Annotated in this window: 19 protein-coding genes and 2 tRNA genes; 7 read left to right on the forward strand and 14 right to left on the reverse strand. The window is 66.4% G+C overall.

What is annotated here, in order from left to right:
- Positions 1 to 320: 320 nt before the first annotated feature.
- The 5 genes from E3C22_RS02230 to E3C22_RS02250 form a co-directional block, all read right to left on the reverse strand.
- Positions 321 to 397: transfer RNA gene (locus tag E3C22_RS02230), tRNA-Met, on the reverse strand.
- Positions 398 to 747: 350 nt separating this feature from the next.
- Positions 748 to 1,554 carry a delta-class carbonic anhydrase gene (locus E3C22_RS02235; protein WP_134759783.1) on the reverse strand — a complete coding sequence of 269 codons (807 nt, stop codon included), beginning with the start codon at positions 1,552 to 1,554 and terminating at the stop codon, positions 748 to 750.
- A 324-nt stretch (positions 1,555 to 1,878) separates the two neighbouring features.
- On the reverse strand, positions 1,879 to 2,931 hold the full coding sequence (locus E3C22_RS02240; protein WP_134760915.1) for a substrate-binding domain-containing protein: 1,053 nt from the start codon (positions 2,929 to 2,931) through the stop codon (positions 1,879 to 1,881).
- Positions 2,932 to 2,999: 68 nt separating this feature from the next.
- A complete protein-coding gene (locus E3C22_RS02245; protein WP_134759784.1) occupies positions 3,000 to 3,989 on the reverse strand; it encodes an ABC transporter permease in 990 nt (329 codons plus the stop codon).
- A complete protein-coding gene (locus tag E3C22_RS02250; protein WP_134759785.1) occupies positions 3,986 to 5,533 on the reverse strand; it encodes a sugar ABC transporter ATP-binding protein in 1,548 nt (515 codons plus the stop codon). Before E3C22_RS02250 ends, E3C22_RS02245 begins: the two co-directional genes overlap by 4 nt.
- 158 nt (positions 5,534 to 5,691) lie before the next feature.
- Between E3C22_RS02250 and mtnK the strand changes: the two genes are divergently transcribed.
- Together mtnK and mtnA are read left to right on the forward strand one after the other, a co-directional pair.
- Positions 5,692 to 6,993 (forward strand): S-methyl-5-thioribose kinase, encoded by a 1,302-nt coding sequence (gene mtnK, locus E3C22_RS02255; protein ID WP_134759787.1) that lies wholly within the window; start codon positions 5,692 to 5,694, stop codon positions 6,991 to 6,993.
- Positions 6,990 to 8,090: an S-methyl-5-thioribose-1-phosphate isomerase gene (gene mtnA / locus E3C22_RS02260; protein ID WP_134759789.1), complete on the forward strand. Its 1,101-nt coding sequence runs from the start codon at positions 6,990 to 6,992 to the stop codon at positions 8,088 to 8,090. The genes mtnK and mtnA overlap by 4 nt, the downstream gene beginning before the upstream one ends.
- Positions 8,091 to 8,160: 70 nt before the next feature.
- Here the strand turns inward: mtnA and E3C22_RS02265 are convergent, their stop codons facing one another.
- The 7 genes from E3C22_RS02265 to E3C22_RS02295 form a co-directional block, all read right to left on the reverse strand.
- A complete protein-coding gene (locus tag E3C22_RS02265) occupies positions 8,161 to 9,126 on the reverse strand; it encodes a sugar-binding transcriptional regulator (protein WP_134759791.1) in 966 nt (321 codons plus the stop codon).
- 377 nt (positions 9,127 to 9,503) lie between these two features.
- Positions 9,504 to 10,262: an ABC transporter ATP-binding protein gene (locus E3C22_RS02270; RefSeq protein WP_134759792.1), complete on the reverse strand. Its 759-nt coding sequence runs from the start codon at positions 10,260 to 10,262 to the stop codon at positions 9,504 to 9,506.
- On the reverse strand, positions 10,259 to 11,020 hold the full coding sequence (locus E3C22_RS02275; protein ID WP_134759794.1) for an ABC transporter ATP-binding protein: 762 nt from the start codon (positions 11,018 to 11,020) through the stop codon (positions 10,259 to 10,261). The genes E3C22_RS02270 and E3C22_RS02275 overlap by 4 nt, the downstream gene beginning before the upstream one ends.
- Before the next feature lie 13 nt (positions 11,021 to 11,033).
- Entirely contained in the window at positions 11,034 to 12,176 is a 1,143-nt protein-coding gene (locus E3C22_RS02280; protein ID WP_425364953.1) for a branched-chain amino acid ABC transporter permease, read from the reverse strand.
- A gap of 81 nt (positions 12,177 to 12,257) precedes the next feature.
- On the reverse strand, positions 12,258 to 13,271 hold the full coding sequence (locus E3C22_RS02285; protein ID WP_134759796.1) for a branched-chain amino acid ABC transporter permease: 1,014 nt from the start codon (positions 13,269 to 13,271) through the stop codon (positions 12,258 to 12,260).
- 303 nt (positions 13,272 to 13,574) lie between these two features.
- The gene (locus E3C22_RS02290; RefSeq protein ID WP_134759798.1) at positions 13,575 to 14,939 is read right to left on the reverse strand and encodes a substrate-binding protein; all 1,365 of its coding nucleotides are present in this window, start codon (positions 14,937 to 14,939) and stop codon (positions 13,575 to 13,577) included.
- A gap of 259 nt (positions 14,940 to 15,198) precedes the next feature.
- Positions 15,199 to 16,155: a zinc ABC transporter substrate-binding protein gene (locus E3C22_RS02295; protein ID WP_134760919.1), complete on the reverse strand. Its 957-nt coding sequence runs from the start codon at positions 16,153 to 16,155 to the stop codon at positions 15,199 to 15,201.
- A gap of 247 nt (positions 16,156 to 16,402) precedes the next feature.
- Between E3C22_RS02295 and E3C22_RS02300 the strand changes: the two genes are divergently transcribed.
- The 5 genes from E3C22_RS02300 to E3C22_RS02320 all read left to right on the forward strand — a co-directional run bounded on the left by E3C22_RS02300 (position 16,403) and on the right by E3C22_RS02320 (position 20,249).
- The gene (locus E3C22_RS02300; RefSeq protein WP_134759800.1) at positions 16,403 to 17,275 is read left to right on the forward strand and encodes an ATP-binding cassette domain-containing protein; all 873 of its coding nucleotides are present in this window, start codon (positions 16,403 to 16,405) and stop codon (positions 17,273 to 17,275) included.
- A complete protein-coding gene (locus E3C22_RS02305) occupies positions 17,268 to 18,098 on the forward strand; it encodes an iron chelate uptake ABC transporter family permease subunit (protein WP_134759802.1) in 831 nt (276 codons plus the stop codon). The genes E3C22_RS02300 and E3C22_RS02305 overlap by 8 nt, the downstream gene beginning before the upstream one ends.
- Positions 18,095 to 18,538 (forward strand): Fur family transcriptional regulator, encoded by a 444-nt coding sequence (locus E3C22_RS02310; RefSeq protein WP_134759805.1) that lies wholly within the window; start codon positions 18,095 to 18,097, stop codon positions 18,536 to 18,538. The genes E3C22_RS02305 and E3C22_RS02310 overlap by 4 nt, the downstream gene beginning before the upstream one ends.
- 85 nt (positions 18,539 to 18,623) lie before the next feature.
- Positions 18,624 to 18,700: transfer RNA gene (locus tag E3C22_RS02315), tRNA-Pro, on the forward strand.
- A 316-nt stretch (positions 18,701 to 19,016) separates the two neighbouring features.
- The gene (locus E3C22_RS02320; RefSeq protein WP_134759807.1) at positions 19,017 to 20,249 is read left to right on the forward strand and encodes an MFS transporter; all 1,233 of its coding nucleotides are present in this window, start codon (positions 19,017 to 19,019) and stop codon (positions 20,247 to 20,249) included.
- Positions 20,250 to 20,336: 87 nt separating this feature from the next.
- Here E3C22_RS02320 and E3C22_RS02325 read toward each other — a convergent pair whose 3' ends face one another.
- Together E3C22_RS02325 and E3C22_RS02330 are read right to left on the reverse strand one after the other, a co-directional pair.
- On the reverse strand, positions 20,337 to 21,971 hold the full coding sequence (locus E3C22_RS02325) for an acyl-CoA synthetase (RefSeq protein ID WP_134759809.1): 1,635 nt from the start codon (positions 21,969 to 21,971) through the stop codon (positions 20,337 to 20,339).
- A 62-nt stretch (positions 21,972 to 22,033) separates the two neighbouring features.
- Positions 22,034 to 22,789 (reverse strand): sulfite exporter TauE/SafE family protein, encoded by a 756-nt coding sequence (locus E3C22_RS02330; protein WP_134759811.1) that lies wholly within the window; start codon positions 22,787 to 22,789, stop codon positions 22,034 to 22,036.
- Positions 22,790 to 22,797: the final 8 nt, after the last annotated feature.

A 22,797-nucleotide genomic window follows, 5' to 3' on the forward strand; every position in this document is an offset into this window, starting at 1 on the left:
CATCATAAAAGGCATATATACTGCAGGTCCGGAACCGCTTTACAACCAGATGGAAACCAGACAACTGTCGTTTACGGACGATGTGAGTGATGGGACGCTCGACTTTGGCCGGTCCACGACGATGAGCGGGTCTATCGTCACTCCGGATATCTTGCGGGTTGTACAAACGACGACGCGAAACACGACGCGAGAGTGCGACTTCTTCCGAGTTGCGGGCTCATGATCAACCGCGCTGCTGAATAGGCGCGTGCATTGGCCGGAGAATGCGCGGCGAAACCTTTCGCGCCGTGACTCTATGCTTCAACAGACTTGTTGAGTCTTGGTAGCGGAGGAGGGACTTGAACCCCCGACACGCGGATTATGATTCCGCTGCTCTAACCAACTGAGCTACTCCGCCGCCGGCGCCGCTTCGCATGCGGCGACGCGGCGATATACGAAGGCGATGCTCGGCCTGTCAATGGCTTTGCGCCGACCGAGCGCGCATCCTTTGGGACGGGAGGTCGTCAGCCACGCAGAAGTGCCGCCCGTGGCCTCGGCATGGCTCCATCGGCGCGCCAGGGTGGCGCGGCGAAGCGCAACGACGAAGCCACAGCCGGCCGGGGGCTGCAGCCCCGCCTTTCACGCAGGAGACATGCTGGCGATCGAGCCGCGCCCGAGACAATCGCCGGCTGGCCGTGAACTCTTCATTCCGGCGGCTCGTCGGCAATGAAGACAAATCGCGCAACTTTTACGGCCAGGCTGGCCGCCTCACTCCACCTTCAGCGGCTCGTCCCATCGCGTGACGATGACGGTGCTCTCGATCGGCGAGAGCAGTTCCGGCGCCGTCACCAGCTGGCGAACGCCGTGGGAGTGATCCTCCTTGAAGACGTTGCCCTCCTCGGCCCAGCGATAGAGCGAGGCGATGTCGAGGCGGGCGCATTGCGGCCTGACGCTCCAGGTCACCTGCAGCGGCGAGCAGATCGATTCGGTGTATTTCGGCCCGGTGGTCGAGCCGGCATAGACGACCGGCTCGCCGGTCCCCTCCGGCAGCGTCATCGGCTGATGGTAGCCTTCGCTCGTGTGGCCGCGATAGGTGAAGTCGGCAAAGTCGAGGGCCTCCGGATCGTTGACCAGGAGAAAGGTCTGCGCCTCGACCCGCAGCGCCGGGTTGGAGCAGGTCTCGCTGAGGCAGGAGCCGAGCCCCTGGCCCGGCATGACGGCGCAGGAGGAGAACACCCAGTGGACCTCGATCGTGTCGCCGGGCTTCACCCCCTTGAACGCGCCGAAGCCGTGGGCGGGGTCCTTCAGCTCCTCGGCGGTGAGCTGGTCGCCGTCGTTGCACTTGTAGCCGCCATGGTCGCCCGGTCCGGCGAAGACCGAGAAGCCCGGCCCTTTGTGCTCGGCATTGGTGTGGGTGTGGATGTTGCAGAGATTGAGCGTCTTGGTGGACGGCGCCCGGGCGAAGATGCGCTCGTTGAGGCCTTCGAGCGAGCCGATGTCGCGCGGCGACTGCGGGCCGAATCCCTTGCAGAGCCCGGCCGGCGCGGCCTCCGCCTCGACGGTCTCGGTCTCCATCGGTGCGGGATGGGACGCCCCGTGGCCGCCTCCCTCCGCATGGACAGACAGCGTCGGTGCGAAGAACAGATATGCGAAGCATATCGTATTTGAAGCAAATCGCGTCGTTTTCAACGCATCGATCTCCCGCCTGTTCCGGAGTCTTGGCCGGTAGAGACAGGATCTACGTGAGCGGGATTAGAAAAATCTTGCAGGCGGCGGGAAAATTGTTTTGGCGGCGGCTAAAATTGCTTCCGCCGACCATCCGTGAGCGCGCCGCTTCTGGCTTGAGGCGTGCCCGCCGCGGCGTCGGCGCCGCGGCGGGCCGGGGCACCCCACTCGGCGTTACTCGCCGACCTTCGGCATCCAATCGGGGCTGGCGACGTCGGTCGAGGCGAACTGCGGTAGTTTCTGAGAAAGCTCCTCCATGTTCTTGATATCGCTTTCAAGAAGCATGTCACGGGTGACCAGGGTCGGCGGCACGACGACATTGTGGCCGGGATCCTCTCCGGCAAGCAGCATCGCCAGCGCCCTGACCGAGACTTCGCCGATCAGCTGCGGATTGGTCGCCGCCGTCGCCACCCAGGCGCTCGGATCCTCGCGCATCGCCTGAATGTCGGCGGTCGAGATGTCGGCGCTGTAGATCTTGATGTCGGACGACAGTCCGGCCTCGTCGACGGCGATCTTCACGCCCTTGGCGAACTCGTCATAGGGAGCGAAGACGACGGTGACGCCGGGATTGGCGCGCAGCACGGCGGAGGCCTGGTTGGCGACGGAATTGGCGATCGGATTGTCGAGCGTGCCGAACTGCGCCACCTCCTCGATGCCGGAATACTTCCCCTTGAACGTCTTCCAGGTCTCGTCGCGCCGGTCGAGCGGGGCGATGCCCGGAACGTAGACATAGGCGGCCTGGAAGGCCTCGCCATTGTCCTTCACCGCCTGTTCGAGGGCGAGGCGGGCGAGATCGCGGTCGCTCTGCTCGATCTGCGGTACCTTGTCGTTCTGTACGTCGACGTCGAAGGCGACGACCTTGATGCCGGCGTCGACGGCGCGCTGGACGGCGGCGGTCATCGATTCCGTCAGACCATGCTGGACGACGATGCCGTCGACGCCGAGGGCGATCGCCTGATCGACCATGTCGGCCTGGAGCGCTGCGTCCTGGCGGGAATCGAGGACGCGCAGCTCGACGCCGAGAGCCTTGGCCTGCTCCTGCGCACCGGTGAGATAGGCCTGGAAGAAGTCGCCGGTCGACAGATAGCGCACGAGGGCGATCGAGACCTTCTCCGGCTGGTCGAAGGGGGCGGGCTTGTCCGCCGCCATGGCCGGCAGGCCGCCGAGCATCAGCGCCGTGGCGCCGCCGATGACGAGCCGCGTGAAGCGGCGCCGCGTCAGTTTCATCATGTCCATGTCTTTTCCTCCCGAATGATGCCGGGCCAATCCGCCCGGGTAACGTCGATCGATCCCGTTCAGCGCTCTCCCGGGCGCGTCATCGAGAATGTGAAGAGCAGGGCGACGACGAGCACGGCGCCCTTCACCGCGTCCTGGGTGTAATAGGGGGCATTCATCATCGTCAGACCCTGCAGGAGCATGCCGACGAACAGCGCGCCGACCAGCGTCCCGAAGGCGTTCGGCTTGGCCGCCCCGAGGACGGCAAAGCCGATCAGCGCCGCGGCGACGGCGTCGAGCAGCAGGCTGTTGCCGGAGGAGACGTCGCCGCGCCCGACCCGGGCCGCGAGCAGGATGCCGCCGACCGAGGCGAAGCCGCCGGAGATCATGTAGGCGGCGATCTTGTAGCGCTCGACCGGGGCACCGGCGAGGCGGCTCGCCTGCTGGTTCGAGCCGATGGCGTACATCACCCGGCCCCAGCGGGTGAATTCGAGAAAGACGAAGATCGCCACCCCGAGCGCCAGCATGACGACGACCGAGACCGGCAGGACGTCAAACAGCCGGGCCCGGCCAAGCGACAGGAAGCTCGGATCGAAGCTCCCCGTCGCGGTCGTGCCGTCGGGCAGCGTCATGCCGCGGGCGATGGAGCGCCCCGCTGTCGGCACCAGCTGCAGGCCGAGCAGGAGGAACATCGTGCCGAGCGTCGCCAGGAGGTCCGGGATGCGGCCATAGACGATGATGACGCCGTTGAAGAGCCCGGCGAGCAGGCCGAAGCCGATGCACAGCGCCACCGTCTCGGCCGTGCCCCAGCCCCAGATCACCATGGCGTAGGAGGCGGCCATCATCGACGAAGCCGCCACCGAGCCGATCGACAGGTCGAAGCCGCCGACGACGAGTGTGCCGGTCACGCCGAGCGCCAGGATGGCGGTGATCGAGACCGACTGGAAGACGAAGATGAGGGAGCGCAGCGACAGGAAGGCCGGCTGCGCCGCATAGAAGAACACGGCCAGCGCGACGAGCAGCACGAAGAAGCCGTAGCGGATGGAAAGGTCACGGACGGCAAGGGTCATCCGGCGGTACTCTCGAGACGCGTGGAGGAATGGTCGGCTTCGCCGGCGACCTCGGCGACGAGCCGCGCAAGGTCGAGCTCTCGGCCGGCGCGGTGGTCGCCGACGATGGTGTGGTCGGACATCACGAGGATGCGGTCGGCGACCTCGACGGCCTCGTCGATCTCGGTGACGAGCACCAGCGTGGCGCGGTCCGCCGCCGTCTCCCGCAGCCGCCGGGCGATGTCGCCGCGCGCCCTGATGTCGACGCCCTGGAACGGCTCGTCGAGGATCAGGAGCTTCGAGGCTTGCGACAGCCAGCGCCCGACGACGACCTTCTGCTGGTTGCCGCCCGAAAGCGTCGCCATGGCATCGGCCTCGCCGCGGCAGACGATCGACAGGTCGGCGATGGTGCGCCGGGCCCGCCGGCGCTCCACGGCGCGGTCGATGAATCCGGCGCGCGAGCGGCGCTTCAGGAACGGCAAAGAGAGGTTGCGGGCGATGTCGAAGGCCGGCACCAAGGAACTGGTTGCGCGGTCCTTGGCGGCCATGAAGACGCCGGCCTCGATCGCCGCCCGGCTGGTCTTCGGCCGGTAGGGGGCCCCCGTCAGCTGCATTTCGCCGGCAGCGGGCCGGCGGGCGCCGAAGATCACCTCTGCGAGCCGGCTCTTGCCGGTGCCGACGAGGCCGGTGATGGCGGTGACCTCGCCGGCCTTCAGGGCGAAGGAGAACGGCCGCGACCAGTGGGTCAGCTGCAGATCGCGGACGGCAAAGACCGGCTCGGTGCCGAACCGACGCTCGGCGCCGCCGCGGGCAATGGTCTCGCCGAGCATCGCCGTTACCGCTGCCTCGTAGTCGAGCGGCGGGCGGAACTCGCCGGTGATGCGCCCGTCGCGCAGCGTGACGATGCGGTCCGCGAGGCGGCGGATGTCGGACATGCGGTGGGTGATGTAGAGGATCGCGACGCCGCGCGCCTTCAGCATCTCGACGATGCCGAACAGCCGCTCGGCTTCGCGCTGCGACAGCGACGACGTCGGCTCGTCGAGGACGAGAATCTTCGGCTCCTCGGCAAGCGCCCGGCAGATGGCGACGAGCTGGCGGTCGGCGAGGGGGATGTCCCGCGCCGGGCGGTCGAGCGGCAGCGACAGGCCGAGGATCGCCTGGATCGCATCGGCCTCGCGCCGTGCGCGCCGGGGCGTATGGAAGGCGCCCGCCTTGCCGGAGCAGAGCCTGTCGAGAAGAAGGTTCTGGGCGACCGAGAGATCGGCCGCCACGGCGTCGTTGATCTGCTGGTGGACGACGCAGAGGCCGCTCTCCACCGCATCGACGGGCCTTGCCGGGGCGAAGGGGCGGCCTTCGAGCCGCATCTCGCCGGCATCGGGACGCAGCGCGCCGGCGACGATCTTCACGAGCGTCGACTTGCCGGCGCCATTGGCGCCCATCAGAACCACGACCTCTCCCGCAGCGACTTCGAGATCGACGCTCTTCAGGACGCGGTTCGACGCGAACGCCCGCTCGAGCCCGGCGATCTCCAGCACGGTGCGGCCGCCAGGCCCGCCGTCGATCATTCCACCCTTCCTCCCGGGCGCGACCCTTTGCCAGTTTCAGATTTATGTCAACAGCAATTGACAATCGCGCAATGCGACGTAAGCCCTATAGACGGGACGTCGCACCGTTGGGTTGATACCGCAGTGTGGATTGCGACGGAAGCGGGAGGCTTCGGAGCATGAAAATGGGTGAGGACGGCTCGGTCGGGGGGCGCGGCTATCATGCGCTGGACGCCGAGTCCGTGAAGGCATATGCCGCCGGCATCGAGGAGATCGCCGGGCGGCTCGGAACCTCGGATCCCGGGGCGTTGCGGGCCCGCGAAGTGGGCGACGGCAATCTCAATCTGGTCTTCATCGTCGAGGGGCCGGCCTCGGCCGTCGTGGTCAAGCAGGCGCTTCCCTATGTGCGACTGGTCGGTGATTCCTGGCCGCTGCCCCTGAAGCGGGCCTATTTCGAATGGAACGCGCTGGTGCGCCAGGCGGCGGTGCAGCCGGAGCGGCTCCCGGCGCTGCATCATTTCGATCCCGTCAATGCGCTGATCGTGATGGAGTATCTCAGCCCCCACGTGATCCTGCGCAAGGAGCTGACCGCCGGCAAGCGCTTCAAGCATCTCGCCGAACATGTCGGCGTCTTTCTCGCCGAGACGCTGTTCCGCAGTTCCGATTTCTTCATGGATACGGCGAAGAAGAAGGCGGACGTCGCACTCTTCGCCGACAATGTGGCGTTGTGCGCCATCAGCGAGAATCTGGTCTTCACCGAGCCCTATTTCGACGCGCCGCTGAACCGTTGGACGACGCCCCAGCTCGACGGTCTGGCGCTGGCTCTGCGGGCCGACAGGGCAGTGAAGGTCGGCGCGCAGGAGATGCTCTACCGCTTCACCACCAAGAGCGAGGCGCTGCTGCATGGCGACCTTCACACCGGCTCGATCATGGTGACGGCGAAGGACACGCGCATCATCGATCCGGAATTTGCCTTTTACGGCCCGATGGGCTTCGACATCGGCGCGCTGCTTGCCAATCTCTATCTCAGCTACTTCGCCCAGGAAGGCCACGCCGAGACGCCGGATGGGCGTTTTGCACAGGGTGAATGGCTGCTCGAGACCGCCGAGAGCATCTGGTCGGTCTTTGCCGAGAGCTTCGCGAGGCTCTGGCGCGAGGAGCGCAACGGCATCCTGTTCTCGCGGCGGCTGTTCGAGGATGTCGGCGACGAAGTCGGTGCGACGGTGGGCATGCACCAGTTCCTGCAGGCGGTGTTCTGCGACGTGGTCGGCTTTGCCGGCGCCAAGATGGTGCGGCGGCTGGTCGGCCTTGCCCATGTCGAGGACATGGAATCGATCGCCGATCCGGACCGCCGGGCGGTCTGCGAGGCGAGGGCGCTTCTCATGGGGCGGGAGCTGCTGGTCAACCGCGGCGTCTTCGGCGATATCTTCGGCCTCAGCTGTCTTGCCCGTTCGATCCTTCGCGAAAGGAGACCGATATGAAGATTGGCGAACAGGCGTTCCGGTCGATCTGGACGGAGGGCGACGAGGTCGCGATCATCGACCAGACCAAGCTGCCGCACGAGCTGAAGATTGTCCATCTGACAACGCTCGAGGATGCCGCCCGGGCGATTGCCGACATGTGGGTGCGCGGTGCGCCGCTGATCGGCGCGACCGCAGCCTACGGCATGGCGCTGGCGCTCCGGGCCGATCCAGCGGACGCCTCGCTTGCCACGGCCTATGACACCCTCCATGCGACGCGGCCGACGGCGATCAATCTGCGCTGGGCGCTCGATGCGGTGCGCGAGCGGGTCGGCAGGCTCGACCCCGGTGCCAGGGCCGCGGCTGCATGGACGCTCGCCGGCGAGATCGCCGACGAGGACGTCGCGACCAACCGGCGGATCGGCGAAAACGGTCTTGCCATCATCGAGGCGATCGCCCGGACCAAGACGCCCGGTGAGGCGGTGAACGTCCTCACCCACTGCAATGCCGGCTGGCTGGCGACGGTGGACTGGGGAACCGCGACCGCGCCGGTCTATCTCGCCCATGACAAGGGCATCCCGGTCCATGTCTTCGTCGACGAGACCCGGCCGCGCAACCAGGGCGCCGGCCTGACCGCCTTCGAGCTCGGCCATCACGGCGTCGATCATACGCTCGTCGTCGACAATGCCGGCGGCCACCTGATGCAGCACGGGCTGGTGGATCTCTGCATCGTCGGCTCGGACCGCACGACGGCGCTCGGCGACGTCTGCAACAAGATCGGCACCTATCTGAAGGCGCTCGCGGCAAGGGACAACGGCGTGCCCTTCTATGCCGCGCTGCCGGCCTCGACCGTCGACTGGCGGGTGCGCGACGGCGTTGCCGAGATCCCGATCGAGCAGCGCGGCGGCGACGAGGTCTCCCACGTGGTCGGCATGAGCGATCGCGGTACGGTGGAGCGTGTGCGTATCGCACCCGAGACGACGCCGGTCGCCAACTACGCTTTCGACGTCACGCCGGCGCGTCTGGTGACCGGGCTGATCACCGAGCGCGGCGTCTGCGCGGCGAGCGAGGCGGGGCTGGCCGGCCTGTTTCCGGAACTTGCCCGCAAGCGCGCCTGAGGCTTGGAAATTCGAGGCTGCTCCGATGACGGCCGGCGCAGATGTTGCGCGCCGTCCCCCCGAGCGGCCGTCAGTCGTTGAGCTGGAGCAGCGCCTGCGCCGTCGGCTCGTCGGTGACGAGATGTGTGGCATAGCCGGCGACCATGGCGCCCCGCATCGCCCGGACGCGGTTCTCGCCGGAGGCGACGAGGATGCCGGCGGCAAGGCCGGACAGCTTCTCAGGCGTGATGCCGATCATCCGCTCGTCGACCGGCCCGACGACATGACGCCCGTCGCCGTCGACGAAGCGGCCGCAAAGTACGCCGACGGCGCCGCGTTCGGCATAGACCGCGACGTCGTCCGGCGTCGCGATGCCGGATTTCACGACATGGCTGTCGGCGTCCATCGAGCCGACGGCGAAGATCGCCTTCTGCATCCGGTCGAGCAGCGCAAAGTGCTGGCGGATCAACGGCTCCTGCCGCAGGAGCGCTGCCGCTTCCGCGGAGGCAAGGGCGGCCGGGGCATAGAGATTGACCACCCGGCCCGAGAGCTTCAGCGCGACATTGGTCGAGCAGCTTTCCGAGGTGAAGATGTAGGGGCTCGGCATCGACCCGACCATCTGCACGACGGTGAGGTCGGCGATCGCCCGGGGCAGCATCCGCTCGGCCATCTCGTAGATCGTCTCGCCCCAGGAAATGCCGACGACGTCGCCCGGCTCGATCAGGTCGGGGCAGTAGCGCGCCGCCGCCAGTGCGACCGAGGCCAGCGAATAGGACGGGCCCGGCACGACGAGGGCCGATGCGAGGCCGAAGCGGTCGCGCATTTCCCGCGACAGGCGCTGGCGGTTGAAGGTGACCGGGTCGACCCGCAGTTCGACATGGCCGAGTTCGCGCGCCTGCTGGAGATAGTTGACGACGGTGGCCCGCGAAACCTGGAGCCGCTCGGCGATCTGGCTCTGGTTCCATTCCTCGACATAATAGAGCCAGGCCGCCTCGAGGACGCTGTCCTCGACGGGCCGGCTGCGGACCCGGCGGACCGGATCATCGACTGCACGCATGTTCGACACGATATTTCTTTTACGTTCACGTCACCCGGAATGCGAAGGCCTCGGTCCCGTCCTATCCGTTTGCAGCATCATGAGTTTTCGAACAATAACGCTTGGCACACCGGAAGCCATGGCTCCTCGCGCAGATCTGCCATTCGCCATTGCCCGCATCGGCCGCCACTCCTCCGTCGCCGGCGGCTGGAGCAAGGCGCCGCAGGCCCGTCGCAGCAGAGCTGCGAGGCTCAGCACACAGCGTCATTGCTCAGACTGGACGATTCCACATGCATCATAGGAAGCGATGCGAAGCAAGGGTGCGGGCAAACAAAATCGATGTCGTTCCACAGAACGACATCGTTTAATGAGACGAAATCAAGTTATACGATATATTCTCAGACGGCGAGATACTGCATCCGCAGTTCTTTGTTGTCGATGATCTCTTGCGCCGAACCGTCGAACACCACTTCGCCCATGTCGAGAATGAGGGCGCGGTCGGCCAGATGCAGAGCGGCGATGGCGTTCTGCTCGACCAGGATGGTGGTGATGCCGATATCCTTGATCTCCTCGAGGATTTTCTCGATCTCCTTGACGATGACCGGGGCAAGGCCCTCATAAGGCTCGTCGAGGAGCAGGAGCTTGACGTCGCGGGCAAGAGCCCGGGCGACGGCCAGCATCTGCTGCTCGCCGCCGGACATGGTTGTGCCTTCCTGATTGCGCCGCTCGGCGAGCCGCGGGAAGTGGCCATAGATGCGCTCGAGCTCCCAGCCGACCGGCGGTTCGATGCGGGCGAGCTTGAGGTTTTCCTCGACGGTAAGGCCGGGGATGATCCGCCGGTCCTCCGGCACCAGCTGCACGCCTGCCCGGGCCGCCTGGTAGGATTGCATCTCGTGGAGCGCCAGGCCGTCGAGCCAGATCTCGCCGCGTTTCAGCTCCGGCGAGCCGGCCCGGGCGATGGTGCGCAGTGTCGAGGTCTTGCCGGCGCCGTTGCGCCCGAGAAGGGCGAGGATCTCGCCATGCCGGATGTCGAAGGAGACACCCTGGACGATATAGCTTTCGCCGTAATAGGCGTGCATGTCCCTGGCCGAGAAGAACGGCCGTTCGGCCGTGGCGGGGGGCGGGGCGTCGGCGGGACGGGCGAGGGTCTCGCTCATAGGTGGGCTCCCCCGAGATAGGCTTCCTGGACCTTTGCGCTCGCCTTGATCTCCTCGGGCGAGCCCTCGGCGATGACGGTTCCCTGCGCCATGACGCTGACCGTTTCGGCGAGCGAGAAGACGACATGCATGTCGTGCTCGATGATCACCTTGGTGATGCCGCGCTCAGCGATCTTCTTCAGAAGGTCGACGGTGTTGTTGGTGTCGGCGCGCGACATGCCGGCCGTCGGCTCGTCGAGAAGCAGGAGCTTCGGATGCTGAACGAGGCACATGGCCAGTTCCAGCCGCCGCTTGTCGCCGCGCGACATCGAGTTGACGATCTGGTCGCGCTGGTCGGAGAGGTTGAGGTCCTCGAGGATGTGCTCGGCTTCCTCGCGCACCGCACCGCGCTCGCGCGCCCTTCGCCAGGCATTGATCCTGAAGGCCCCGTCGCGCTTGGCGAAGGCCGGGATCATGACGTTTTCGAGCACCGAGAGCTCGCCGAAGATCTCCGGCGTCTGGAAGACGCGGGCGATCCCCGCCTGGTTGATCTGGTGCGGCTTGTGGCCGAGCAGCGAGCCGCCGTCGAAGGTCACCGATCCCTCGTCGGGGATGATGCGGCCGACGAGACAGTTGAGCAGCGTCGACTTGCCGGCGCCGTTCGGCCCGATGATGGCATGGACGCTGCCCTGACGGACATTGAGATTGACGTCGTCGAGGGCGCGCAGGCCGCCGAACCGCTTCGACACACCCTTGATGGTGAGGATTTCGCTGGTCATTTCGCCCTCGTCGTCAGTGGCCGGCATGGGCCGGCGGGGCGGCATCGTCGCGCCGGTCGCGCCGCAGCCCCCTGGAGATCCGCCGGATGCCCTCCATGATGCCGCCCGGCAGGAAGATGACGACGAGCATGAACATCAGTCCGAGCGTCAGCTGCCAGCCTTCGCCGACGAAGGGGCTGGTGATGGTCACCATGATGTCCTGCAGCTCCGGGGTGAGGAAGTCGAAGGTGCGGTGCAGGACGCCCTCGTTGAAGGAGGAGAAGATCTGCTCGAGATATTTCATCACCGCCGCGCCGATCACCGGGCCGAGCAGCGTGCCGACGCCGCCGAGAATGGTCATCAGCACCACTTCGCCCGAGGCCGTCCACTGCATGCGGTCGGCGCCGGCGAGCGGATCGGTGACCGCGAGCAGCCCGCCGGCAAGGCCGGCATACATGCCGGAGATGACGAAGGCGGCGAGGAGGTAGGGGCGGGTGGAAAAGCCGGTGTAGTTCATCCGGTTCTGGTTGGACTTGATGGCGAAGAGCATCAGGCCGAAGGTCGAGTTGCGGATCCTCAGCGTCAGAAAGAAGGCGAGGATCAACAGGACGGCGCAGAAGTAAAAGCCCGGCCAGCCCTGCAGCTCGATGCCGAAGAAGTCCGGCACCCGCAGCCGGTGGGCATCGGCGCCGAAGAAATTGTCGATGATGCGCGGGTCGGAGCGGGAGATCTGCAGGCCGGTCTCGCCGTTGGTGATCGGCGTCAGCACCGAATAGGCGAGATTGTAGGACATCTGCGCGAAAGCCAGCGTCAGGATCGAGAAGTAGATGCCCGAGCGCCTCAGGCTGACATAACCGATCAAGAGCGCGAAGACGCCGGCGACGATGATGGCGAAGCCGACCGCGATCAGCGCGTTCATCGACAGGAGCTTGAACATCCAGACGGCGGCGTAGGAGCCGGTGCCGAGGAAGGCGGCGTGGCCGAAGGAGAGATAGCCGGAAAAGCCGAAGAGGATGTTGAAGCCGAGGGCGAAGATCCCGAAGATCGCGAATTTCTGCAGGATGTCCGGATAGCCGGCACCGATCGGCGCCAGCCAGATCGGCATGGTCAGGATGGCGGCGGCAAAGACCGCCACAAGCAGGTAGTCGCTGCGGCTGGAGCTCATGAAGCCGCGCATGCCGTCGCCCTTGGGCGAATGGCTTTCAGCCGGGCTGCGGCCCATCGCCTTGTCGGAGTTGAGGACGCTTTCACTCATCGGTCAGGACTCCATGACGCCACGGCGGCCCATCAGACCGCGCGGGCGCACCAGAAGAACCACCACGGCGACGAGATAGATGATGATCTGGTCGATCCCGGGGACGATCGCCTTCACCTCGGTCATCGAAGCGAGGGACTGCAGGATGCCGAGGAGGAAGCCGGCGACCACCGCGCCCGCCAGCGACCCCATGCCGCCGACCACGACGACCACGAAGGAGAGCACCAGGAAATCCATGCCGAGATGGTAGTTGGGCGCGAGGATCGGCGTGTACATGACGCCGGCAAGGCCCGCCACGACGGCCGCGATGCCGAAGACGATGGTGAACTTGCGGCCGATATTGATGCCGAGAAGGCCGACCGTCTCGCGGTCCGCCATGCCGGCCCGGACCACCATGCCGAAAGTGGTCAGCTGCAGGAAAGCGAAGACCGCGGCGATCACCGCCAGCGAGAACAGGAAATAGACGATCCGCCACATCGGGTAGCTGATGTTGGAGGCCCCGAACAGAGCGCCGATGTCGGCGCTTCCGGCGAGCGCCGGCGGCGCCGTCAGCGGGATCGGGTTGGCGCCGAAGAAGTATTTGACGATCTCCTGAAGGACGATCGCAAGGCCGAAGGTGACGAGGATCTGCTCGGCATGGCTGCGCTTGTAGAAGAAGCGGATCAGCCCGCGCTCCATCGCAAAGCCGATCAGCAGCATCACCGGGACGGCGAGCAGGATCGACAGCGGCACCGCCCATTCGACGATGGCCTTGCCGGTCTCGCCGTACCAGAGCTCGAGATAGGGCACTTCCTTGTAGGCCGCGAAGAAGGTGACGCTCTCGTCGCGCACCCGCTCCGAGATCGTCAGCAGCCTGGCGAAGGTGACCGAACAGAAGGCCCCGAGCATGAACAGCGCGCCATGGGCGAAGTTGACGACACCGAGGGTGCCGAAGATCAGCGTCAGGCCGAGGGCAATCAACGCATAGGCGCCGCCCTTGTCGAGCCCGTTCAGGATCTGAAGTATGATGGCGTCCATCGAGCCTTCCAGAAAGCCTTCAAGTGATGTTGCGTGGTGTCGGGCGTTTGATGTTGCGTGGGGTCGGGTATTGTCCGGCGAGACGCGCTCGCCCTCCATCTCCGGTGATGGCGAAACTCCGGCGATGCCGGTCTCGGCAAGCCGCGATCGTCACCTCTGCGACACGGGACCGGTCTGCGTAACGCCGCGCCCGGGACGGTCGGCCCAGCCGATGCCGTTACAGCCTCCGGGCGGACCCATTCGCGCGACCGAGCGGGCGGGCGGCGTTTCCGCCACCCGCCCGCAGCCTGTGTCTGCCGCTGGTCAGGCGGCGCATCCCTTGACGTCTGCCGGCCCGAGCTCGCCGCCGAAGATCGAGGCGTCGTAGGTGACCTCGTCACGCGGCACCACCTTGACGATCTCCATGAGGTCGAACTGGTTGGTCGGGTTCTCCTTACCGCGCACGACCAGGACGTCCTTGAAGCACTGATGGTCCTCGGCGCGGTAGAGCGTCTTGCCGTTGCCCATGCCGTCGAACTCGAAGCCTTCGAGCGCCTTGATGACTTCCGGCGGGTAGAAGGTGCCGGCGGTCTCGACCGCGTTGGCATAGAGCAGCGTCTGGACGTAGCAGGTCTGGGCGGCCTGGGACGGCGGCGAGCCATAGGCCTCGCCGAAGGACTTGGCGAGCACCTTGGTCGCTTCGTTGTCGAGCTTCCAGTCCCAGTTGGCGGTGCCGAGAATGCCCTTCACCGCGTCGCCGGCGCCCTGCGCCATCAGCTCGGAGAACAGCGGCACGACGATCTGGAAGTCCTTGCCGTTCACCTGCTTGTTCTTCATGTCGAACTGGGTGACGGCCTGGCGCAGCGAATTGACCATGTCGCCGCCGTAGTGGTTGAGGATCAGGACGTCGGCGCCGGAATTGAGAACCGGCGTCAGATACTGCGAGAAGTCGCCGGCGCCGAGCGGCGTGCGGACGGTCTGCGCGGTCTTCCAGCCGAGCGCCTCGGTGGCGTTCTTGATCGATTCCTCCTGGGTCCAGCCCCAGGTGTAGTCGGCGGTGAGATGGTAGGCGGTGCGGTCCTTGCCGTATTCCTCGCCGAGCACCGGTCCGAGCGCCTGGCCGGACATGTAGGCATTGAAGAAGTGGCGGAAGCCGTAGCGCCGCTTGTCCTTGCCGGTGGTGTCGTTGGAATGGGTGAGGCCGGCCATGAACATGACACCCATGTCCTGGCAGAGCGACTGCACCGCGACGGCGACGCCGGAGGACGAGCCGCCGGAGATCATCAGCACCTTGTCTGATTCGATCATCCGCTTGGCCGAGGCGCGGGCGGCGTCGGACTTGGTCTGGGTGTCGCCGGTGACGTAGCTGACCTTCTTGCCGAGGATGCCGTTGCCCTTCAGGCTCGACGGCTTCAGCGTGTTGACGAGGCCGCCGTCACCTTCGCCGTTGAGATGCTCGACCGCCAGCTTGAAGGCGCGCAGCTCGTCGGCGCCCTCGTCGGCATAGGGACCGGACTGCGGCACGTTGAAGCCGAGAACGACATTGCCGCCTTTGGGGTTGTTGCAGAAGACCTGGTCCTGTGACCAAGCGTTCCGCACGAAGAAATGCGGCACGGCCAGTCCGGCACCCAGCGCGGCGCTGGTCTTGAGCAGTCTGCGGCGGCTCCATGCCGTCGTGTCGATAGCCATTCTTCTCCTCCCGAGTTGATGACCGAAACAGCGGCTGGGCTGTCGTCCGAATCCTCCCGAAGACAGCCGACCGCGTATTCATGCCTATCGTCTACGACAGGGAAACTTCAAGCTATAATACTTTGGACTAAAGACCTCGGCAGGCTTTTTGACGGGAAAGACGCGTGCGCCGCAGGAAAATTCTGCGGCGCAGCATGATCTATTCGTTGGCAGGCGAATAATGCAGCGAACAGCCGATTTTCGCAGCGCCTTCGCGGGGTCAGTCCGTAAAACAGTCCTTCAGGCCGTCGGCGATGTTCTTGATCAGCGTCGGGTAGAGGTCGGGGCCGTCGGGCAGGTCGGCGCCGAGCGGGTCGAGCACGCCGGTCGTCGCCGAGGTGCCCTCGGTGATGGCCGCGACGACGCTCGGCTCGAATTCCGGCTCGGAGAACACGCAGGCCGCGTCGACGCTCGCCAGCTTGTCCTTGATCTCGCGGATGCGGGCAGCGCCCGGCGCCTTTTCGGGGCTGACGGTGATCGAGCCCGAGGCCGGAACGTCGAAGCGATGCTCGAAATACTGATAGGCGTCGTGGAAGACGACGAAGGGCTTGTGGGGCACGCCGCCGAGTTCCGCGGATACCTCGTTCTCGAGCTTCTGCAGCCGCTCGCCATAGGCCTTCGCATTGGCCGCATAGGTGTCGGCGTGGTCGGGGTCGAGCTTTTCCAGCGTCGCGGCGATCGCCTTCGTCATCGCGGCGGCATTTTCCGGATCGAGCCAGACATGCTCGTTATAGGGATTGTCGCCGTGCTCGTGATCGTGGCCGTCATCGCCGTCATCGTGGTCGTCATGGGCCTCGGCCCTGCCGTGATCGTCGTCGTCGGAATCGAACATGCCGCCCTCGCGCGCCTTCAAGGGAACGACGCCGTCGGCATCCCACAGCCGCACGACGTCGCTCTTGCCGCCGAGGGCGTCGATCGGCTTGATCAGGAAGTTCTCGAGCTGCGGTCCGATCCAGAAGATCGCATCCGCTTCCGACAGCGCCGTCGCATCCGACGGCTTCAGCGCCGCGGTGTGCGGCGAGGCGGCGCCCTTGACGATCAGATAGGGCTCGCCGACGCCCTCCATGACGGCCGAGACCAGCGAGGCCACCGGCTTGATCGAGGCGACCACCTTCGGCGCATCGGCGGCGTCGGCCGGCGAGGACGCCGCAAGACCGGCAATCAGGCTGCCGACCATGGCGATCGCAGGGGCGAAGCCGCGACCCGAAGCCTGCGTGGGCGAACCCTGCGCGCTGCCGGCAGCGACGCCGCGCGTCCTGGCCGTCCGGATCCTGCGGGACGGGGCCCTGCCGGCCGCTCCGGCCGGATTTGAGGTGTTGGGCATCTAGCAACTCCGATGTTATATCATTACACTAATTGCGTTATGCTATAACGTATGCGATAGCAAGCGGGCAATGCGGATTTTTCGAAACACGGCAACGGCAATGAGACAGGAATCGACGGACGCCCTGATCGACATGCGCGGCGTCGGCGTCTTTCGGGCAGGGCGGTGGCTCGTCTCCGCCGTCGACCTGAAGATCGGGCGAGGCGAGATCATCACGCTGATCGGCCCCAACGGCTCCGGCAAGACGACGACCGCGAAGGCGGCGATCGGCGTCGTCAGGCCGGATGCCGGAACGGTGACGCGGGCGGCGGATCTCGTCGTCGGCTATGTTCCCCAGAAGCTGGCCGTCGACCGGTCGCTGCCGATGACGGTGACGCGGATGATGACGCTGACGACGAAGGCCGATGCGTCGACCATCGGCGCGGCGCTGGAGCGGGTCGGCATCGCCCATCTTCACAAGGCGCAGGTCCACGACCTCTCCGGCGGCGAATTCCAGCGGGCGCTGCTGGCGCGGGCGATGCTGCGGCGGCCGGATCTCCTCGTTCTCGACGAGCCGGTGCAGGGCGTCGACTTTTCCGGCGAGGTGGCGCTCTACGAGCTGATCTCCGAGCTGAGGGACAGCGAGGGCTGCGCCGTCCTTTTGATCTCGCACGATCTCCATGTGGTGATGGCGCGCACCGACCGGGTGCTCTGCCTCAACGGTCATGTCTGCTGTGCCGGCAGCCCGAGTTCGGTCGCCGCGTCGCCGGCCTATCGCCAGCTCTTCGGCGCGCGGGCGGCAGAGGCGCTGGCGGTCTATCGCCATCACCACGACCACACCCATCTGCCGGACGGGCGGATCGCCTATCCCGGCACGTCTGACCACGACCACGGCGCCTGCGGCCACGACCATCGCGGCGAGCCGCATGGCGCCGCGGTCAAGGAAGCCGGCGCCCCGGCCGCAGGCCGCAAGGCGGAGCACGACCATGCTTGACGACTTCTTCGTCCGCGCGCTCCTTGCCGGCGTCGGCATCGCCGTCGTCGCCGGCCCGCTCGGCTGCTTCGTCGTCTGGCGGCGGATGGCCTATTTCGGCGACACCATGGCCCATTCGGCGCTGCTCGGCATCGCGCTGTCGCTGGCGCTCGACTGGTCGCTGCTGATGTCGGTGTTCCTGATCTCGGCGCTGGTCTCGATGATCCTCGTCCTCCTGCAGCGGCGCGGCGGGCTCTCCACCGATTCGCTGCTCGGCATCCTCTCCCACGCGACCCTCGCCATCGGCCTCGTCTCGCTCGCCTTCATGCCCTGGGTCCGCGTCGATCTCCTCGGCTATCTCTTCGGCGACATCCTGGCGGTGACGAAATTCGATCTCGCGGTGATCTGGGGCGGCGCCGTCATCGTCGGGGCGGTGCTCCTCTTCCTCTGGCGCCCGCTGCTCGCCGGCACCGTCAACGCCGAGATCGCCGCCGCCGAAGGCCAGTCGCCGGAGCGGGCGCGGATCGCCTTCATGCTGGTGATGGCCTTCGTCATCGCCATTGCCATGAAGATCGTCGGCATCCTGTTGATCACCGCGCTCCTGATCATCCCGGCGGCAACGGCGCGGCGCTTCGCCACCTCGCCGGAAGTCATGGCGCTCCTTGCCGGGCTGTTCGGTGCGGCCGCCTCGACCGGCGGGCTCTATCTTTCGCTCGGCTGGGACACGCCGTCGGGACCGTCGATCGTCGTCGTCGCTCTGGCGATGTTCATTCTGGCGCTGTTGCCGCTGCCGGAAATTTCAGGCCGCATCGCCGCCGTCCGGCGACAGGGAGAGACATCGTGACCGACCATCGCCCGCTGACCCGCAACCAGGCGCTGGTCCTGGAGACGCTCACCGCCTGCGAGGAGCCGCTCAGCGCCTATGCGATCCTCGACCGCCTGCGGGGCGAGGGGTTTCGCGCTCCGCTGCAGGTCTATCGCGCCCTCGACAAGCTGCTTCAGACCGGCCTCGTCCACCGCCTCGACAGCCTCAAGGCCTTCGTCGCCTGCGCGCATCCCCACGAGCATGGCGGCGAGGCGACGGTCGCCTTCGCGATCTGCGAGAATTGCGCCAGGGTCTGGGAGTTTTCCGATTCGACCATCGAGGACCGCTTCGAGGCTTGGGCGAAGGCCGAGAATTTCCTGACCCGGGCGACGACGATCGAAATTTCGGGCCTTTGCGCCGCCTGCCGAGAGGCCGGCGCTCCCGGCGAACCCGGCCAGCCCGGCGAACGCGGCGCCTGAGGACGCTTTTTGGGAATCCGCTGGGAATGAACGATGCGCGCTTGCGTGCCGGGAAAGCGCTCGTTATATACCGCGCCGCAGGTCACGGAGTGTAGCGCAGCCTGGTAGCGCACCTCGTTCGGGACGAGGGGGTCGCAGGTTCAAATCCTGCCACTCCGACCAGCAATCAAGAATTTCCCGATAACCCGATTCCTCCGGCGACAGCTTCGTTGCTCACCGGCGACGACCTCTTCGCCCTTCAGGGGGTGCCTTGCGCGTCGCTGCGCGAGATTGCTGCCGGTGTGACGACGTTCATTGTGCTCTTGGCGGCACTGATCGCACTTCTCGTCGCATTCAACCCGCGGGTCACTTGGCTTCCGGGGACGATGGGGTGCAATTTCCGACGAATGCGAATCACAGACCGACACGACGAGGAGGCCCGCGCGGCCAGTCGAGGGACTCCTGACCACCGCCTGGCTCCCGGCTGGTGCAAGTGCGAATGCTCGAGACCGTGACGGCGCCGGTCAAAGATCACGCTTCGTCCCATGTCAACCTCACATGGCTCCTCGCCGAGACGACGGCGATCCAGGCGCTCGGCACCTCCGCGGTGCTGATCGTCCCGGCGCTCGCACCGGTGATTGCGGCAAATCTCGGCGTGCCGTCGAACTATGCCGGCTACCAGGTCTCGGTGGTCTACGCGGCAGCGATGCTCTCGTCGCTGATGGGCGGCTCCTTCGTTGCCGCTTTCGGGCCATGTCGGACAGGGCAGATCGCGATGGCGCTGGTAGCCGCCGGCTCCCTGCTCGTCGGCATCCCGACCCTTGCCGGAATGATCTTCGGCTCGCTCGCCATCGGCCTTTCCTACGGGCTGATCAATCCCTCGGCCTCGCAGCTGCTTTTGCGCCACTCGCCGCCCGCAAGGCGCAATCTGTTCTTCTCGATCAAGCAGACGGGCGTTCCCATCGGGGGAATGATCGTCGGCATCGTCGGCGTGCGGCTGGCGGTCTCGGTCGGATGGAGCGCCGTCCTTTGGATGCTCGCGGCAACCGCGCTCGCTCTGATGCTGGCGCTGCAGCCGGCCCGCCGTGTCCTCGATGGGGAGCGGACGAGGCCGGAGAGCTTCCTGCGCTCCTCGATCGCCGGCTTCGAGATCATCCGCTCCAACCGATCGCTGGTGCTCTTCGCCTCGACCTCGTTCTTCTTCTCGGCGATCCAGCTCTGCCTGGTGGCGTTTCTGGTCGTGCTCCTCGTCGAGGATCTGGACGTCGGTCTCGTCGAGGCCGGCGTGATCCTCGCGGCGGTTCAGGTGATGGGCGCGCTCGGGCGGATCGTCTGGGGTCTCGTCGCCGACCGGATCGGCAGCGGATCGCTGGTGCTCGTCCTGCTCGCGGCGCTGATGGCGGCCGGCTCTGCGGCGGTCGCCCTGATCGGGTCCGCCGCGCCGCTGCCGATCGTCGTTGCGATCTTCATGCTGCTCGGCCTCTCGGCCGTCGGCTGGAACGGCGTCTATCTCTCCGAGATCGCCGGCCGCAGTCCCCCCAACGCCGCGGGCTCGGTGACCGGAACGGCCATGTTCATCACCTTCGCCGGTGTTCTCTTCGGCCCGACCCTCTTCTCGCTCGCCCATGGCGTGCTGGGAAGCTACATCGCGAGCTATGGCCTCCTCGCGGCATTCGGGGTGGCCGGCGGGGCGCTGGCGATCGCCGCAAGGCGCGCCTCGTCCTCTCGGTAGTCCACACATGAGACCGGCCGCAAATCCTGCCGCTTCGACAGGCTGCTCGACAGATCTGATCCGGCGGGTCTGCTCGGCCCGCCGGCCTCAGCCGTCGATCATCTTGCGCAGGACGTATTTCTGGATCTTGCCGGTCGAGGTCTTCGGCACCTCGGCAAAACGGATCTCCCGCGGGCACTTGAAGCGCGCGAGCTTCTCCCGGCAGTGGGCGATCAGCTCGTCCTCGCTCGCCTGTCTGCCGGGCTTCAGTTCCACATAGGCAAGCGGCGTCTCGCCCCATTTGTCGTCCGGCTTGGCGACGACGGCCGCCGTCGCGACCGCCGGATGCTGGTAGAGCGCGTTCTCCACCTCGATCGAGGAGATGTTCTCGCCGCCGGAAATGATGATGTCCTTGGCTCGGTCCTTCAGCTCGATATAGCCGTCCTCGTGCATCACCCCGAGGTCGCCGGAATGGAACCAGCCGCCGCGAAACGCTTCGGCCGAGGCGTCCGGGTTCTTCAGATAGCCGCGCATGACGATGTTGCCGCGGAACATGACCTCGCCGATCGTCTCGCCGTCGGAGGGCACGGCCTCCATCGTCTCGGCGTCCATCACCGCGAGATCCTCGAGCGCCGGATAGCGCACGCCCTGGCGCGCCTTGCGGGCGGCCCGCTCGGGCCGCTCCAGGGCGTCCCACTCTTCCTTCCAGGCATTGACCACAGCCGGGCCGTAGGTCTCGGTCAGGCCGTAGAGATGGGTGACCTCGAAGCCGGCATCGCGCATGCCTGCAAGAACGGATTGCGGCGGCGGCGCCGCGGCGGTGTTGAAGGTCACCGTCTGCGCGAATTCCCGCTTGTCGCCCTCATCGGCATTGATCAGCGTCGCCATGACGATCGGCGCGCCGCAGAGATGGGTGACGCCGTGATCGGCGATGGCGTCGTACATCGCCTTCGCCCGCACCCATCTGAGGCACACATGGGTGCCGGCCTGCACCGCCAGGGTCCAGGGAAAGCACCAGCCGTTGCAGTGGAACATCGGCAGCGTCCAGAGATAGACCGGCCGGCCGGTCATCTCCGCAGCGACGATGTTGGCATAGCCCATCAGCGCCGCGCCGCGATGGTGATAGACGACGCCCTTCGGATTACCCGTCGTTCCGGAGGTGTAGTTCAGCGAAATCGCGTCCCACTCGTCATCCGGCATCTGCCAGGCGAAATCCCGGTCGCCCTCGGCGACGAGCGCCTCGTATTCGAGCGCGCCGATGAGCTCGCCTTTCTTTGCGGGGGCGTCGGCTGGAAAGTCCGGGTCGTCATAGTCGACGACGAGGGGCGAGACCTCGGCCTTCTGGAGCGCCTCGGCCATGACGCCGGAAAACTCCCGGTCGACGATCACCACCTTGGCTTCGGAATGGTCGAGCTGGAAGGCGATGATCTCCGCGTCGAGGCGGGTATTGATCGACAGGAGCACGGCGCCGGCCATCGGCACGCCGTGATGGGCCTCGAGCATCGCCGGGGTGTTCGACAGCATCACCGCGACCGTCTCGCCACGCGCCACGCCGCGCTTCGCCAGCGCCGAGGCAAGCTGCCGGGAGCGGGCGTAGAAGTCTTTATAGCTGCGCCGCAGCGATCCGTGGACGATGGCGATCCGTTCGGGGTGGACCCTGGCCGCGCGCGACAGGAAGTTCAGCGGCGTCAGCGGCTGATAGTTGGCGGCATTCTTGTCGAGGTTGTCGTCGTAGATGCCCATTTCGTCCTCCCGGAATGTCTCTGCCGTGCCGGTCTCCTGCCGACATCGCATGCCGGACGCCCTCAGAGAAGCGCCGTCAGGCCATCATAGGCCAGTTTCAGGCCGATCGGCAGCAGCATCCAGTAGATGATGCGGTAAAACACCGACGGGTCGGTCCGCCGGACCAGCCAGACGCCGGCGAGCGTCGCTGCCGGGGCGAGGGGCAAAAGCACCGCTGAGGTCGCGAGGTTTTCCGCCGAAAACTGGCCGAGCAGGAAATACGGCACCAGCTTCATCACGTTGACCGCCGCGAAGAACACCACCGAGGTTCCGGCAAAGACCGGCGGGTCGATCTTCAGGGGAACGACATAGACCTGAAAGGGCGGGCCGCCGGCATGGCTGACGAAGCTCGAGAAACCGGCGACGGCGCCCCAGAAGACGCCCTTCACCGGCTGTTGCGGCTTGGCCGCGCGCACCTGCCGCTGGCCGAGGAACCAGTTGGCGAAGAACCACAGCGCCAGGAGCCCGATGGTCAGGCGGAAGGCGTCTGGCGAGACCGAGGCCGCGGTGAGATAGCCGGCGACAACGCCGAAGGCGGCCGCCGGCAGCATGGTCGCGACGACTCCGCGATCGAACCGGCCGCGCCAGGCGAAGAGGCCGACGACGTCCATGACGATGAGGATCGGCAACAGGACGCCGGCGGCGGTGACAGGGGGAACGGCGATCGCCATCAGCGGCACGCCGACGAGGGTGGCTGTGCCGCCGAATCCGCCTTTGGAAAGGCCGATCAGGATCACCGCCGGAATGGCGAGGGCGAAGAAGAGCGGGTCGCTGATCACGGGGCTTT

The sequence above is a fragment of the Jiella endophytica genome (assembly GCF_004519335.1).
Taxonomy (GTDB): domain Bacteria; phylum Pseudomonadota; class Alphaproteobacteria; order Rhizobiales; family Rhizobiaceae; genus Jiella; species Jiella endophytica.